The sequence below is a fragment of the Candidatus Tectomicrobia bacterium genome (assembly GCA_016192135.1).
Lineage (GTDB): Bacteria > UBA8248 > UBA8248 > UBA8248 > UBA8248 > 2-12-FULL-69-37.
In genome coordinates, this window is the sequence record JACPUR010000041.1 from 22,596 (window position 1) to 37,222 (window position 14,627).

At 66.5% G+C, this 14,627-nt stretch carries 13 protein-coding genes; 8 read left to right on the forward strand and 5 right to left on the reverse strand.

Annotation, left to right across the window (positions count from 1 at the left end):
• Positions 1-11 precede the first annotated feature (11 nt).
• The 5 genes from HYZ11_17595 to HYZ11_17615 all read right to left on the reverse strand — a co-directional run bounded on the left by HYZ11_17595 (position 12) and on the right by HYZ11_17615 (position 6,699).
• Complete coding sequence (locus tag HYZ11_17595; GenBank protein MBI3129425.1) at positions 12-1,850, reverse strand: DUF4340 domain-containing protein; 1,839 nt, start codon at positions 1,848-1,850, stop codon at positions 12-14.
• On the reverse strand, positions 1,847-3,610 hold the full coding sequence (locus tag HYZ11_17600) for a GldG family protein (protein MBI3129426.1): 1,764 nt from the start codon (positions 3,608-3,610) through the stop codon (positions 1,847-1,849). The genes HYZ11_17595 and HYZ11_17600 overlap by 4 nt, the downstream gene beginning before the upstream one ends.
• Positions 3,611-3,614: 4 nt before the next feature.
• Positions 3,615-4,391, reverse strand: a complete 777-nt coding sequence (locus HYZ11_17605; protein ID MBI3129427.1) for an ABC transporter permease subunit — start codon at positions 4,389-4,391, stop codon at positions 3,615-3,617.
• Positions 4,384-5,358, reverse strand: coding sequence for an ATP-binding cassette domain-containing protein (locus HYZ11_17610; protein ID MBI3129428.1), 975 nt, complete (start codon positions 5,356-5,358; stop codon positions 4,384-4,386). The genes HYZ11_17605 and HYZ11_17610 overlap by 8 nt, the downstream gene beginning before the upstream one ends.
• A gap of 330 nt (positions 5,359-5,688) precedes the next feature.
• Positions 5,689-6,699: an NAD(+)/NADH kinase gene (locus HYZ11_17615; GenBank protein MBI3129429.1), complete on the reverse strand. Its 1,011-nt coding sequence runs from the start codon at positions 6,697-6,699 to the stop codon at positions 5,689-5,691.
• Between the two features lie 176 nt (positions 6,700-6,875).
• Here HYZ11_17615 and HYZ11_17620 point away from each other — a divergent pair, with 176 nt between their 5' ends.
• The 8 genes from HYZ11_17620 to HYZ11_17655 all read left to right on the forward strand — a co-directional run bounded on the left by HYZ11_17620 (position 6,876) and on the right by HYZ11_17655 (position 14,566).
• Positions 6,876-8,240, forward strand: a complete 1,365-nt coding sequence (locus HYZ11_17620; protein ID MBI3129430.1) for a glycerate kinase — start codon at positions 6,876-6,878, stop codon at positions 8,238-8,240.
• 67 nt (positions 8,241-8,307) lie between these two features.
• Positions 8,308-9,078: a DUF3047 domain-containing protein gene (locus HYZ11_17625; GenBank protein MBI3129431.1), complete on the forward strand. Its 771-nt coding sequence runs from the start codon at positions 8,308-8,310 to the stop codon at positions 9,076-9,078.
• A 133-nt stretch (positions 9,079-9,211) separates the two neighbouring features.
• Positions 9,212-10,627: a pyruvate kinase gene (gene pyk, locus HYZ11_17630; GenBank protein ID MBI3129432.1), complete on the forward strand. Its 1,416-nt coding sequence runs from the start codon at positions 9,212-9,214 to the stop codon at positions 10,625-10,627.
• Complete coding sequence (locus HYZ11_17635) at positions 10,627-11,574, forward strand: ROK family protein (protein MBI3129433.1); 948 nt, start codon at positions 10,627-10,629, stop codon at positions 11,572-11,574. The genes pyk and HYZ11_17635 overlap by 1 nt, the downstream gene beginning before the upstream one ends.
• A 131-nt stretch (positions 11,575-11,705) precedes the next feature.
• On the forward strand, positions 11,706-12,503 hold the full coding sequence (locus tag HYZ11_17640) for a DUF3108 domain-containing protein (protein ID MBI3129434.1): 798 nt from the start codon (positions 11,706-11,708) through the stop codon (positions 12,501-12,503).
• A gap of 125 nt (positions 12,504-12,628) precedes the next feature.
• On the forward strand, positions 12,629-13,162 hold the full coding sequence (locus HYZ11_17645; GenBank protein MBI3129435.1) for a metal-dependent transcriptional regulator: 534 nt from the start codon (positions 12,629-12,631) through the stop codon (positions 13,160-13,162).
• Positions 13,163-13,242: 80 nt separating this feature from the next.
• Positions 13,243-13,374 carry a hemin uptake protein HemP gene (gene hemP / locus HYZ11_17650; protein MBI3129436.1) on the forward strand — a complete coding sequence of 44 codons (132 nt, stop codon included), beginning with the start codon at positions 13,243-13,245 and terminating at the stop codon, positions 13,372-13,374.
• A gap of 139 nt (positions 13,375-13,513) precedes the next feature.
• On the forward strand, positions 13,514-14,566 hold the full coding sequence (locus HYZ11_17655; GenBank protein MBI3129437.1) for a Fe(3+) ABC transporter substrate-binding protein: 1,053 nt from the start codon (positions 13,514-13,516) through the stop codon (positions 14,564-14,566).
• Positions 14,567-14,627: the final 61 nt, after the last annotated feature.

A 14,627-nucleotide genomic window follows, 5' to 3' on the forward strand; every position in this document is an offset into this window, starting at 1 on the left:
GAACAACCGCCCTACGAGGCGCTCTCCGGCTTCTTGATCCAATCATCCACCTTCGCCGGGAGCTTCTTCTCGACGAGATCCCGCCTCACCTTCAGGATGCGGGGGTCCTCCCCCACCTGGACGAACAGATGCTCCCTCGTGCCCTTCCCGGCGAACGTGATGGGCCCCCAGGTCTTCCCCTTCGCGTCCACGACGCTGATCCGCGCCAAGAAATTCTTGAAATCCGCCTCGCCGCCGGGAGCCGCCTCGCCCTGGGACTCGATTTCGTCCACGATGCCGAGGAATTCGCCGATGCGGCCCTGGTCCGGCTCCTTTCCGGCCGTCTTCTCCATCCGCCACTCCTCGCCCGCCCGGCGGACCGCCACCGACTGCCCGCCCGGGAACGAAGCCTCGATGCGCGCCACATCCTTCAGCTCATCGACCCGCACCAGGCGCCGGTCGCTCAGGTAGAAGCCCGTCTTGAAAATCTTCTCGACATCCTTTCCGCCGAACGCGAAGAGCCGCTTTTCGCCCTCCACCCGGCCGTAGGCCTTGCCATCCCTTAAGGGGCCCAGGATGAAGCTCTTCCGCTCCTCGGGGCCGTCCTTCTTCGGCTTGAGCCAGACCGTCGCCCGGCGGATGGCTTTCGGGCCGTCGAGCCCGTATTTGGAAAGGTCCCCGCCCGGCTCGTCCACGAACTCCACGGCGTTCGCCCACTTGATGTCCCACATCACGTCGTCGATGTGCTTGTGGCGCCCCTCCAGCTTGGCTTCCTTCCCGCCGGCGGGAGTGAGGGCGATCTCCCATTTCCTCTTTTCGAGCCTACGGATGTCCACCGTCTCCTCCGGCTTCTCGAGACGGATCCGGGTGACGTGGTCCACGTCGTAGTCCACCATCACCTTGCGCCGGACCTTGAAGGGCGTGGCCGGGAGATCTTCGCGCACCTTCTCGGCGACCATGAAGACCGGCCCGCCCGAGAGGCGGCGCCCGTAGTAGTAGGTCTTCTGGACCTTCTTCCCCTTCTCTTCCTCCTCGACCTTCTTGGGCGCGCCCAGGAGGAAACCCTCGGCCGGCTTGCCCTTAGGCTCCGTGTAGAGCTGGACCACGAGGCCCGCCGGTGCGAGCCCGTACTGGGCGAGGTCCTTCGGGTCCTCCTCGACGAAGCTGTGCACCTTCTCCCAGCGCAGGGTGGTGGCGATGCCCTCGGTCTCGACGGAGTCGGCGCGATCCTGGACGGGAGAAGTCATCTCCCACGAGTCCTTAGCCTTGCGGACCAGCGTGAACGAGGCCTTGCCCTGGGGCTCGACGACGATCTTCTGTATCTTTTCCGTGTCGAGATTGACGATGCTCCGGTCCCGGAGGCTGAAGACCTTGTAGTTGAAGGCGCTGTAATCGTTCAGCGGCAGGGTGAAGACGCCGCCGTCCTTGACCGAGGCGTAGCGGAATTCCTTGGTGGGGGTGAGGTCCCCGATGCTCAGCACGATGTCGTCCTGCCCCTTGATGCCGAAGGTGAGCTTCAGGTAGGGCTCCTTCAGGCCGAACTCGGCGGAATCGGGGGCCTTGGGGATCCGCCTCTCCTCCTTCATCCCGGCGGCCACCTTGAGCATGCGCTCCATCGCCTCCTCGTCCACGGCCGCGTCCACGGGCTTGACGAAGCGCCAACCCTTCTCCGTCCGGATGATCTGGTAGGGCTCGTCCTTCCGGTCCACCGAAACGCGCATCAGGTTCTTCGCATCGATGCCCTTGAGCACCTTCAGGCGGAGCTCCTCGCGTTCCTTCTTCTCCGAGGCCCATTTCACGTCGTAGAGGTAGTAGGCCCCGCCCGCGATCGCCAAAACCAGCAATAGGATGAGATTTTTCCGCGGATTCACCGTAGCTGCCTTCTCCGAACGTAAACGGCGGCACCGGCCAAAAGGATGAACAGAGGGAGCGTCCACACCGTCAGCAGCCGGACGAACATGCCTTCGCCCTCTCCGACGAAGAGCGGCTCGCCGATCCGGCGCTTGGCCGCGATGGAGATGAGTTCCTGCTCGCCCCCGAGCCAGTTGACGGCGTTGAGCACGAGGTTACCGTTGCCCTGCGCGCCGATGAAGGCGTCGCTGGCCACGTCGGCGTCGCCGAAGACGGCGATCTTCGCCTCCTTGGGTTTGGCGTCCTTGCCCGGAGCGGGCTTGGCCTCCGGGGCGCCTTCCTTCTTGTCCCCGGCGGCGTAAGCGTCCAGGGAGACGGTGACGGCCGTGACGATGGGGATCGGGCCGTCCTTCTTCTCCTTGGGATCGAAGACCAGCTTGTTGTCCTGCACGCCGAGGCGGGGGACGGTGAAGCTGCCGGGGCCGGTCTTCACCAGCTCCTCGGCCTGGATGCCCCGCTTGGGGTCGGCCTTTCCCGCGACCTTCCGGGCCGTGGGGAAAACCGTGGCCAGGCCCCGGAGCTGATTCGTGACCGGATGAACCCCGTAGTCGGCGGCGAACGGCGTCAGCTCGTTCCCGCCGGCGAGGGCGAAGCGCACCGCCTGGGGATCGAGGACGATGGATTCGGGTATCTCGAACCCGTACCGCTCGAGCAGACCGATGAGCCGCCCGCGGGGGGTGTCGGGCTCGAGGAAGACGAGCAGCCTGCCCCCGCGTTTCAAGAAGCCGTCCAGCGCCTGGGCTTCGGCCTCCTCGATGTCCTTCTTGGGAGCGGCGATGACGACGAAGTTGGCGTCCTCGGGCACCCCTTTCTCCCCCTGCCGCAGCAGCAAGAGGTCGTCCAGCCGGTAGTTGTCGTCCCGCATCCCGGTGGCGAGGGTGGAGAGCACCTCGCGGCCTGTCCCGGAGTAGGGCCGCTCGCCGTGGCCGGTGAGGAAGTAGACCTTCTTCTGCTCGGTCTGGATGGTCTTAAGGATGGCGTTGGCGATGGCGTTCTCGGAGAGGTCGTAGATCTTCTCCGAACGGAAGGTCTTCTTCTCCTCCTGGGCTTCCTTCTCCCCGGGCTTGGCCGCCGGAGGGGCGGCGGCGGGGGTGGATGGCGTGGCGGCCTTTGGCTCCTGCGCCTCCTTTTTCCCCGCCGCGGCGCCGTCCTTGGCCCCGTCCGCGAGAGGATGCACCACCACGATGGTGCCATAGGCGTCCACGTCGTAGCGCTTGGCCAGGCGCGGGTTGGCGTCCAGATCCACGAAGCGGTAGGTCACCTGCTTCGACTGGTTGGCGTACTGCTGGAGGATGTCCTCCACCTGGGTGCGCTCGAGGGTCCGCACGAAGGCGATAAACTCGACGCGCTGCTTCTCGCGGTCGAGGCGATCAAGAAGCTGGACCGTCTTCGGCGAGAGGCTGAAGAAATTGCCCGGCGTCATGTCCCACCGCTTGTAGTGCTTCACCGAGAAGAGCTCGACCACCGACAGGATGCCGGCCACGATGACCACCATCGCCGCCACCTGGATGCCCGTCCGGGTGGAGCGGTGCCGCATTCCGCCCCTCAGCTCGCCCCGGGAGGCCCAGAGCGCGTAGCCCAGGAGGAGCGCCCCCACCCCGGCCGCCGCGTACGTCCAGTAGGGGACGCCGGAGAACCGGTCCCCGGAGAAATAGCCGAGCACCGCCACCACAAGGAGGGCCGCCGCGGCGATGAACAGGTACAGGTTTCTGTTTTGCACGTCTTCATGCCCTCCAGCGGTAGTACTCGAGCGACCGCATCGCCAGGAACAGGCAGAGAATGTTGACGTTCAGCAGGAAGATCACGTCGCGCGTGTCGATGATGCCGCGGATGGCGTTCCTCAGGTGCAGGCCGATGGACAGGTGGCGCAGCACCGCCGCCAGGACGGGCCCGGCCGACGCCGCGAGGAAGTCCATGATGAAGCTCATCAGCAGAATCATGAAGGCCGCCGTGGCGGCGATGATCTGGTTCGAGGTCCACGAGCTCGCCATCACCCCCACCGACAGGAAAGCGCTTCCCAGCAGCAACATCCCCAGGTAGGCGGCAGCCACGACCGGCCATTCCACCGTGGCATGCAGGCTCACGATGGCCGGATAAACCAGGGTGATCGCCAGCATCATGGCGTAGAGCAGGAGGACCGAGAGGAATTTCCCGGCCAGCAGGTGGCCATCGCGCAGCGGATAGGTCAGGAGCAGCTCGATGGTCCCCAGCTTCTTCTCCTCGCTGAAGAGCCGCATCGTCAGGATGGGCGTCAGGAAGAGGAGCACCACGCTCACGCTCGCGAAGACGGGCTCGAGCACCGCCGACGTGGGTGTGATGTTCATCTGCGCCGCCGCCTGCGGGTTGCGGGCGAGCTGCATCGAGATGAGGACATAGTTGAAGAACGAACCCGAGAAGAAGATGCCCATGAGGAAGGTCCAGGCGCCGAGGACCACGTAGGCGATGGGCGAGAAGAAGAAGGAGGCCAGCTCCCGCCTGCAGATTAGCCAGACGTTACGCACGGGCGCTCTCCTTATCCACCTTCGGCTCCACCTTATGCTCGCCGCTCACGATGCGGACGAAGAGATCCTCCAGCGTGAGGCGCTCTCGGCGCAGCTCGGTGAGCCGGCCCGACGCCGCCGGGACGGCCTGGGCCAAGTCCGGCCGGACTTCCCGGCCCTGCTCGGCCCTCACTTCGAAATGAACTTCCCCGTTCGATGCGCCGAGGCTGCTCACCTGCCGGACGCCGGGCACCGCGGCCAGCTTGGCCCGGAGCGCCTCGGCGCTCCCGATCGCCGACACGCGGAGGATGTCCTCCTTCTGGACGCCTGTCGCCAGGGCGTCGATGGGCCCCTCGGCGGCGACGCGGCCTTGATGGATGACCACCACCCGGTCGCACACCATGCTCACCTCGGGGAGGATATGGGTGCTGAGGACGATGGTTCGGCTTCCCTTGAGGGAACGGATGAGGTTCCGGATTTCGATGATCTGGGCCGGGTCGAGGCCCGAGGTGGGCTCGTCCAGGATGAGGACGGGCGGGTCGTTCACCAGCGACTGAGCCAGGCCCACCCGCTGCCGGTATCCCTTCGAGAGATGGCCGATGATGCGGGAAGCCACGTTCCCCAGGCCGCAGCTGTCGACGACCCGGGCGACCGCCTCGCCGCGGGCGCGGCCGCTCACCCCCTTCAAGGCGGCCATGTGATGCAGATACGCCGTCACCGTCATGTCCAGATAGAGCGGATTGCTCTCGGGCATGTAGCCGATGTGACGCTTCACCTCGAGGGGATGCTCCGCCACGTCCATCTCCGCCACCCAGGCCGAGCCCGAGGTGGGAGGCATGAACCCGGTGAGAATCCGCATCGTGGTGGACTTGCCGGCCCCGTTCGGGCCGAGGAAGCCCAGAATCTCGCCCTTCTCCACCCGAAAGGAGATGTCCTGGATAGCGGGGACATTTCCGTAATGCTTGGTCAGTCCCTCAACCCGAATCAATGGCCCATGCCTCCCTTCCGCATTCCGGCCGATCACGTTCCCGTGCCCGCCCGCCTGGGGGGCCGGCACCGCCATTTGAAAAACGGGAAACCCTTCGAGAGAAGGGCCCAATAGATTGTATTTTAATGGATTGGCACTCTATCCTCTCAAGTGCCAAAGTAAAATATAAATTACCCTATCCTCTTGTCAACCCAAAATTCCGCCCGAAATCCGGCCGCCATGCGGACAAAGTCCAGGAACTTGCCGGCCGGACGATGCGTCTCACCCCATTTGCCCTATCTAAAAACCTTTGTCTAGAGGCAGGTTATGGCTGAAGGGAGGCCGTCCGCCTCACAGCGGCCTCGCAAGGGCTCCCCGGGCCGCCGCGCGGGCCAGCACCGCGGGGGCATCCACCACCCGGGGGCCGCTCCGCTCCAGCACCGCCACAAAGCTCTCCCCCGCCGCCATCACGCGCTCGCGCTCCCCGTCGAAGGCGAGCACCCGCTCGCCCGCCACGGTGCAGGAGACGCTCTCCCCCACCCCCACGCGGCGGCTGCACCGGACCGGAGCGGCCACCACCAGCCCCGGAGCGATCGGGGAGAGCACCTTTCTGGCGGAGCGCCGTCCGCCGCCCCCGAATTCCACCCACAGCCCCTCGGGGTCGTCGGGGCCGATGGGGTCCAGGCTCGCCCCGATGGCCGAGAGCCCCAGCCCGCCCGGCTGGCACCGCGTGAGGAAAAGCGACTCGATGCGCCGCACGTCCCACACCGCGCGGGCGCCCGCGTAGCCGCCCCTCACCACGGCCAGGTCGATGAGGGCGGTTTCGGTGGCATCACCCAGGCGGATGCGCAGGCGCTTGGAGGGCCGCACCTGGGCCGCGTAGGCCTTGGGGCGGAGGGCAAAGAGGCCGGCCGCGAGCCCCGCCACCGTCCCCTCCCAATGCTGCGGAAAAGCGTTGTTCGTACCCGTCGAGAGAGGGACCAAGGGCACATTTCCGCAGCCCCGCGAGGCCGCCCGGCTCGTCCCGTCCCCCCCCAGCACGACGATGCAGGCGGCGCCCCTCTCCCGCATGAGCGCCGCGGCGCGCGCCGTATCCTCACCGTCCCCTTGAAGGGAGAACGAGAGCAGGCGCGCCCTCATAGGCCCCCGGCGCCGCCGGTGGCCCGCGTCCAGGGCGGCGGCGCCCAGGGCGTCCCCGTCGTTAAACACCCAGGCTTCCTTCACCCCGGCAGCCTCGAGGCCCGCCAGGACACGGCGGAGGATGAGGACCTTTTCGTGGTTGCTGAAAGAACTGGCCAGGGCCACCAGCCGCCGGATGTCCTTGCCCGACTGGGGGTTTGCGATGATGCCGACGCTGGCCAAGCCATCCTCCACGGCAGGGGACCTCGGAATGACCTTCCGGAGGCTAGAGAAGACCTCGCCTTGCGTCAAGGATTGCCCGAAAATGGGCGGATTTTCCTCGAACGGTTGACCCTCGGCCGGCCACTCCCTACGATGCCCGTGGAACCTCTCAACGCGCCATCCTTCCAGGGCCTGACATGCCTCGCGCCGCGAAGCGGAAACCGAGTTCCGCCTCCCTCCGCCGCGAGGCCCGCGCCATCTACGAGGCGGGCCTGGACGCCGTCCGGCCGGAGGAGGCGGTAGGCCGCGCTTTGCGGGTGGAAAAAAAAGGCAAGAATGAAGTGCTCGTCTGCGGCCGCACCCGGATGCCCCTGCGCCCGGGCGGGCGCATCATCGTGGTGGGCGCGGGCAAGGCCAGCGCCCGAATGGCCCGCGCGGCCGAGAAGATTCTGGGCAACCGCATCGCCGGGGGGACCGTCGTCACCTCGTACGGGAGCGCCGTCCCCTGCCGCCGGATCGAGATCCGGGAGGCCGGTCATCCCACCCCGGACGCGGCCGGCGTCGAAGCCGCCCGGCTCATCGGGCGCTGGGTGGATGACGCGGGCCGGGATGATATCGTTCTCTGCCTCATCTCCGGCGGGGGCTCCTCCCTCCTGCCCGCCCCGGCCGAGGGGCTGACCCTTCAGGACAAGCAGAGAGTCACCGCCTCCTTGCTCCGGGCGGGCGCTCCCATCGAGGCGCTCAACTGCGTCCGGAAGCACCTCTCGGCCCTGAAAGGGGGGCATCTGGCCCGCCGGGCGGCCCCGGCCCGCGTCCTGGTGCTGCTCATCTCGGACGTGGTCGGGGATTCGCTGGATGTCATCGCCTCGGGCCCCGCCTGCGGCGACCCCACCACCTTCGCCGATGCCCGCGCCTATCTTGAGCGTTACGGGGCCTGGCGGACGGCCCCTCCCCGGGTGCGCCGGCGCATCGAGGCGGGGATGGCCGGACGGGTCCCCGAGACGCCCTCGCCGCGGGACCTCCCCTCCTCCCGGGTGCGGAACGAGCTCCTGGCGACCAACGCGCTTGCCCTCGAGGCCGCCGCCGGGCAGGCGCGGCGGCTGGGCTATCGGACCCTCGTCCTCACCCGCCGGCTTCAGGGCGAGGCCCGGGAGGCAGGGGCTTTCCTGGCGGCCATCGCCGCCGATATCCGCTCGGAAGGGTTCCCGTTGCGCCCCCCGGCTTGCCTGCTCGCGGGCGGGGAAACCACGGTCACGGTCCGGGGGGAGGGCCGGGGAGGACGTTGCCAGGAATTGGCCTTGGCTTTTGCCATCCGCTCCGGGGAAGCTGAAAATATAGGTCTTTTGGCCGCCGGGACGGACGGCCGAGACGGCCCCACCCCTGCGGCGGGGGCATTTGCCGATAGAAATATCATAAAAAATGCGAAAAATATTAACGTTGACCCTCAAAAGTACTTAAGCAATAATGACGCGTTCGGTTTTTTCAGGCAGGTAGGCGGGCTTTTAAAAACCGGACCAAGCGGTACGAATGTCATGGACCTCGTCGTGCTGCTGGTGCCATAATCGGGAAAGGAATAAGCGTATTCCATCGGCTTAACGGGGAAGCCAATACCGCCTGGGGGGAGCGGAGGTGACCATGTTGTGCGCCCGCTTCACCCTCGCCGCGGTCTGGATATCGCTGCTGGCGTTCCTTCATCCCGCCTCAGCGCTCGACCAGAGCCAGAATCCCACCGTCCGGATTTCCAATTTTCATTTCGAGAACCACCAGAACGGCCAGGGCCTCCCCAAGGACTGGACCCTGAAAGTGTGGCAAGGGACGCCGGACGTGAAGATTGTCCGCGAGGACGGGGAATCCATCCTTCGCCTCCGCAGCGACAAGGCGGCCGTCTCGGTGTACCGCGAGGTCAAGCTGGACCTCAAGCGCCACCCCATGCTCCTCTGGAAATGGAAGGTCACCAAGCTCCCCGAGAAAGGGGATGCCCGCGAAAGCAACCGTGACGACCAGGCGGCGGGGCTGTATGTCTTCTTCCCCCGTTTCCCCACCTTCGTGAACAGCCAGCTCATCGGATACATCTGGGACTCCAACGTACCCGAGGGAACGGTCATTCAGAGCAAGAAGAACCCTCTCGTCCATTACATCGTCGTGCGCAGCGGCGGGGACGACATGAACAAGTGGCTGATCGAGGAGCGGAACGTCCTGGAGGATTACCGCCGGGTCTTCGGCCAGGACCCGCCCGACGTCGGCGGCGTTTCGGTCATGATCGATTCCGACGACACGCGGGCGGAGGCCGAGAGCTACTTCGCCCATATCGAATTCAACAAAACCAGCGCCAGCCACCTCCAGCCCTCGCCCAACCGGTTCGTCAAGTTCCAGCAGCCTGAACTGACCCTTCCCAAGTAGTCCAGCAGCCATTGAAGCCGCCTCGCGCGGGCCGGATGTCCTCTCCGCGCCGGGCGAGGTAAGATAAAGGGGCAAGGAAGTTCTGCCATTCGCGCCCGGCAGTTTTCTTCCTCAAGAGGAGCTCGCGCCTCCCATGCCCCGCACCAAGATCGTCTGCACCCTCGGGCCGGCCAGCCGCCACACCTTCACCCTCCGCACCATGATTCGCGCCGGAATGAACGTCGCCCGCATCAATTTCTCCCACGGGACCCACGCCGAGCACCGGGCCATCATCCACAAGCTCCGGCGCCTGTCCGCCGAAGAGGAAAACCCCATCGCCATCCTGGCCGATCTGGCGGGGCCGAAGTTCCGCCTGGGCAAGGTGCGTCCGGGGGAAATCCTCCGCGAGGGGAAGCGCGTCCGCATCGTCTCCCATTCCCTCATCGGCACGTCCGACCGGCTCTCCCTCAACCGCGCCGACCTGATTCCGCAACTCGTCAAGGGCCACCGGCTGATGATCTGGGACGGGAAGCTTCAGCTCGAGGTGGTGGCTCCGGGCAAGGAGGAGGCGCTCTGCCGCATCGTCGTGGGAGGCGCCCTCAAGGACAACGCGGGCGTGAATCTGCCGGATACCAACCTCGACATCCCTTCCCTCACCGAAAAGGATCTCAAGGACATCGCTTTTGGCGTCAAGGAAGGGGTGGACTTCTTCGGCCTCTCCTTCGTCCGGACGAAGGCCGACGTGGATCTATGCCGCAAGGAGATCGCGGCCCGCCAGGGCTCGGTGCCCATCATCGCCAAGATGGAGATGCGCGAGGCGGTGGAGAATCTCTCGGAGATCATCGATGCCGCCGACGGCGTCATGGTCGCCCGGGGCGACCTCGGCATCGAGATTCCTCTCGAGCGCGTCCCCATGGTTCAGAAGAGCATGATCGCCGCCGCCAACGAGCTGGGAAAACCCGTCATCACGGCGACGGAGATGCTCCTGTCCATGGTTTCCTCCGCCCGGCCCACCCGGGCCGAGGCCGGGGACGTGGCCAACGCCATCCTGGACGGGACCGACGCCGTCATGCTGAGCGAGGAGACGGCGATGGGCCGCAACCCGGCCGCCGTCATCCGGACGATGGTGCGCATCGCCGAGGTGACGGAGGAGGGGATGGCCCAGAGCGGGCCCCGCTGGGTGCGCCGGTCGGACCTGCGCATGCACGGGCTGCCTCACGCCATCGCCCATACGGCGGCGCTGCTGGCCGACGAGCTTGGCGCCGGTATCATCATCTGCCCCACGGATTCGGGCGATACGCCGCGCCGGGTGGCTCTCCACCGCCCCCGCCAGAAAGTGCTGGCCCTCAGCGTCTCCGAGCGCACGGTGCGGCGCCTGGCCTTGTCGTGGGGGGTCATCCCCTGGAAAATCCCGCGCCGCCTGGCCCCGGATCGGATTCTGGGGGAGTTCCGGAAGCGGATCATCGAAGAGAAACTGGCCAAGCCGGGGGACTACGCCATCCTCACGGCGGGCTTCCCCTTCGGGGTCAAGGACGCGAAAGGCCGCCTGCTCCAGACCGAGGTGCTTTAATGGCGGGCGGAACACGCGCGGAAGGAGCCCTTCTCGGCATCGACCTGGGGGGCACCCAGGTCAAGGCCGCCCGCTTCTCCCCCTCGGGCGAGCGCGAGGCGGTGGCCCGGGCGGATTCGCCCGCCCGGGAGGATGCTGGGGCCATCCTCGAGGCCCTGCTGGCCGCCGCCCGGGAGCTTTTCCCCGATGGCGGTCCCGCCGGCATCGGAATCGGAGTGGCCGGGGTTCTGGACATCGAGGAAGGGCGGATCATCCAGTCCCCGAACCTGCCCGCGCTCTCCGCCTACCCGCTCCGAAACCGGCTGCAGTCCGCACTGGGCGGCGTCCCCATCCGAATGATGAACGACGCCAACGCCGCCGCCCTGGGCGAATTCCACGCGGGAGCCGGCCTTCCCTTCCGTAGCATGGTTCTCCTGACTCTCGGGACGGGGGTGGGCGGCGGCATCGTGTTCGACGGGAAAATATGGGAGGGCGCGGCCGGAGTGGCGGGCGAGGTGGGCCACATGTGCATCCAGGCCGGCGGGCCCCTATGCTCCTGCGGCGCGAGGGGGTGCCTGGAAGCCTGCGTCTCCGGCTGGGCCCTCGTCCGCGAGGCCAAGATCATCGCCTCCCGCAATCCGGCCTCGCCCATCGCCTCCATGACCGACCTCACCCCCAAGCGCCTGGCCGAGCTGGCCCTGGCCGGAGATGCGGACGTCCGGGCCTTGTGGGAGAAATGCGGCCGGATGCTCGGCATCGGCATCGCCAACCTCATGAACCTCCTCAACCCGGAGGCCATCATCCTCGCGGGCGGCCTTGCCCAGGCCGGCCCGCTCCTGCTCGATCCGGCCCGGAAGGCCTGGGAGATGCAGGCCTTCCGGCGCGCCTACGTCTCGAGCCAGGTGCTTCCGGCGTCGCTGGGGGAATGGGCGGGGGTTCGCGGCGCCATACAGCCATTCCTGTCATGAGCACCCACACGGCTCTCTCCGGCGGCGGGCGCCCCTCCCTCCGTCCGAGGGCGCGCCTCCTACTCCGAGCCTTCCTCGCGGCGGGAGTCGGTTGCCTCGCGTCGAGCGCCGCCCCCGCGCATCCCGCGCCGGTGCATCCCTTTCGGAGCGGCGAGCGCCTCGCCTATCAGGTCCGCTGGCTGGGGATTCCGGTCCTCACGACGGAGCTGGCAGTGGAAGGGCCCGTCGAATGGCAGGGGGAGCGTGTGCTCCGCTACCGGCTCCGCCTGGACTCAATCGGCCTCCTGCACCGCCTCTACCCGGTGCGGGACCGGGCGGTGAGCCTGGCGGATTCCGAAACCCTGGCCAGCCGGCGCGCCGACATCCGCCAGAAGGAGGGCTTCCGCTACCGGAGCCACAAATGGCTGCTTTTCGGGAAGGATCACGTGCTGTACGGGCGAGAGGAGAAGACTCCGGTCCGCCACGATGCGCCCGAGGGCGTACTGGACGCGTTGGCGGCGCTCTACAAAATCCGGGCCGAGGCGCTGAGGCCGGGCAGCGAGATTGAGCTGTCCGTATTCGACCGGAAGCGCACCCGGCGGGTGAAGGTGCGCGTCACGCAGGCCGACCGCCTCGACTCCCTCTGGGGGCCGATCCGCACCCTCCGCATCGAGCCCGAATTCGAGGATGAATCCCTCAATCGCAAGGGTCGCGCCTGGATCTGGGTGACCGCCGACGAAGCCCGGGTGCCCGTCCGCATCGAGAGCAAGACCTTCGTCGGCTCCTTCGTCGCCCATCTAATCGAGACCCATGGGCTTCGCGGTGGGCCGCTGGCCTCGCCCCCTCAGAAAGCGCTCTCTGCCTGGCGCCCCTCCACCGAAGTGGTACCCGAAAACGAAGGCGACACTTCCGAAAGGCTAAAGCAATTTCTGAATCGAAAGCAGAAATAAGCCTGATAACACAATAGTTTCATGTTTTATAAGTTCGCATCTCTTTTCCCTTGCGCGCATGCGTAAGTTAATGTACATTAACAGTGTTTTTTTCTACGAACTCTCAGGAAAGGGAAGGAGGACTTATGCCTGCTCCCCGCCTTCGCGTGGCGCGCGACCTCTCCCCCAGCTTGGAGCACTACCTGCGGGCCATCTACGACCTGGAACTGGAAAAAGGCTACGCCCGCGTCACCGACATCGCCGAGCGGCTGGGCGTGGCCAAGCCCGCCGTATCCGTCGCCCTCCGCTCCCTGCGCGGCTCCGGGCTGGTGGACCACCGGGCGTACGAAAGCGTCCACCTCACCGAGGATGGAAAGCAGCGGGCCAAGGGGGTGTCGGGCAAGTTCTCCATCCTCCACCATTTCCTCATTGAAGTCCTGGGGGTGCGCGAGGAACAGGCTTTCATGGACGCCTGCCTGATGGAGCACTACGTCAGCCCCACCACGATGGACCGCCTGCTGGACCTCCTCCGCTTCTTCGAGCGGGAGGACAAGCAGGAGATCCTCGAGGCCTTCCGCGCCTACCGCAGAAGCTGCGAGAGCGACGACTCCTGCCCGACCTGCTCGTTCCATTGCGATATCGTGGTGCAGGGATCGGACGAGCGAGGAAAGCAAGAATGACCCCGGAAGAGATGAACCTCGCGGCGAAGCGCGAAGCAGGGGCTTCTCGTCCCACGGCCGTCATACTGGGTGTGGGCTTCATGGCGGGCGGGAAGCCCGTGATCGAGGCGAGCGAGCTCTTCGGCGGCGCCTCCTCCCTCATCATCCGTCACGAGGGGGCCGAGTATTGCCTGGAGCGCACCCGGAGCGGAAAGCTGCTCCTGAAGAAATAGCGAACTTCCGGCCCGCGCGGGCCGGTCTTCTGGCGCGATTCCCAGCCAGCCCGGGCGGCCGTCCTGCCGCCGGGCCAGCGGCGGAGGAGGCAAACCCCACAGTGAATGTCTTGAAATTCATCACAAGGAGAACTGGGTCATGAAGAAGTGGGTATGCCTGCCCCTGATCGGATTCTTGTCCCTGGCGCTGAGCGGCGCCGCCTTCTGGCCGGCCGCGGCCGAAGCCGCCGGAGAGGTGAACCTTTACTCCTACCGCCAGCCGTTCCTCATCAAGCCCCTCCTGGACGAGTTCACCAAACGGACCGGGATCAAGGTGAACGTCGTGTTCGCCGACAAGGGCGTCATCGAGCAAATCAAGGCCCGGCCCGGGGCGGCGGACGCCGTCCTGACGGAGGATTTCGGCCGCCTGCACGACCTGCAGACGGCGAATCTGCTGGAGCCGGTCCGCTCGAGGACCCTCGAAGCGAACGTCCCGTCCAAGTACCGCCACCCGGACGGCCTCTGGTACGGCCTCACCGTGCGCGGGCGCGTCCTTTGGGTGAGCAAGGACCGGGTGAAGCCGGGCGAGATCGGAAGCTATGAGGACTTGACGGATCCGAAGTGGAAAGGCCGCATCTGCACCCGCTCCGGAAAGCACGTCTACAATCTCCTCCTGCTGGCCTCCATCATCGCCCATAAGGGCGAGGTGGCCGCCAAGGAGTGGCTGGAGGGGCTGAGGGCCAATCTGGCCCAGAAGCCCCAGGGCAACGACCGCTCCCAGGCCAAGTCCATTCAGGCAGGCCAGTGCGACGTGGCGCTCGGGAACACCTACTACGTCGGCAAGATGCTGACGGAGAAGAAGAACCCCGAACAGAAGCAGTGGGCGGAGGCCATCCGCTTGGTGTTTCCGAATCAGAAGGACCGGGGCACGCACGTGAACGTGAGCGGCGCCGGCCTGGTCAAGGGGGTCAAGAACCGGGAGAACGCCGTCAAGCTCATCGAGTTCCTGAGCGGCGACTTCGCGCAGAAGCTCTACGCCGACCAGAACTACGAGTACCCGGTCAAGCCGGGTGTCCCGTTGAACGACTTGCTGAAGTCGTGGGGCGAGTTCAAGGCCGACGACATCAATCTGGCGAAGCTCGCCGAGCACCGGGTGGCGGCCTCCCGGCTGGTGGACCGGGTCAACTTCGACAATCCGAGCATACGGAATTGATTTGCCCGTGGGGCGCGTGAGGGGCCGGTCCTCCCTCCGCGCCCCGCGCGGTTTTCGCCCG

Excerpts from the sequence above, each read along its gene's own strand:
- hemP (MBI3129436.1), top strand. The coding sequence starts at position 13,243 with ATGGCGGGCGGGAAGCCCGTGATCGAGGCGAGCGAGCTCTTCGGCGGC.
- HYZ11_17620 (MBI3129430.1), top strand. The coding sequence starts at position 6,876 with ATGCCTCGCGCCGCGAAGCGGAAACCGAGTTCCGCCTCCCTCCGCCGC.
- HYZ11_17635 (MBI3129433.1), top strand. The coding sequence starts at position 10,627 with ATGGCGGGCGGAACACGCGCGGAAGGAGCCCTTCTCGGCATCGACCTG.
- HYZ11_17645 (MBI3129435.1), top strand. The coding sequence starts at position 12,629 with ATGCCTGCTCCCCGCCTTCGCGTGGCGCGCGACCTCTCCCCCAGCTTG.
- pyk (MBI3129432.1), top strand. The coding sequence starts at position 9,212 with ATGCCCCGCACCAAGATCGTCTGCACCCTCGGGCCGGCCAGCCGCCAC.
- HYZ11_17655 (MBI3129437.1), top strand. The coding sequence starts at position 13,514 with ATGAAGAAGTGGGTATGCCTGCCCCTGATCGGATTCTTGTCCCTGGCG.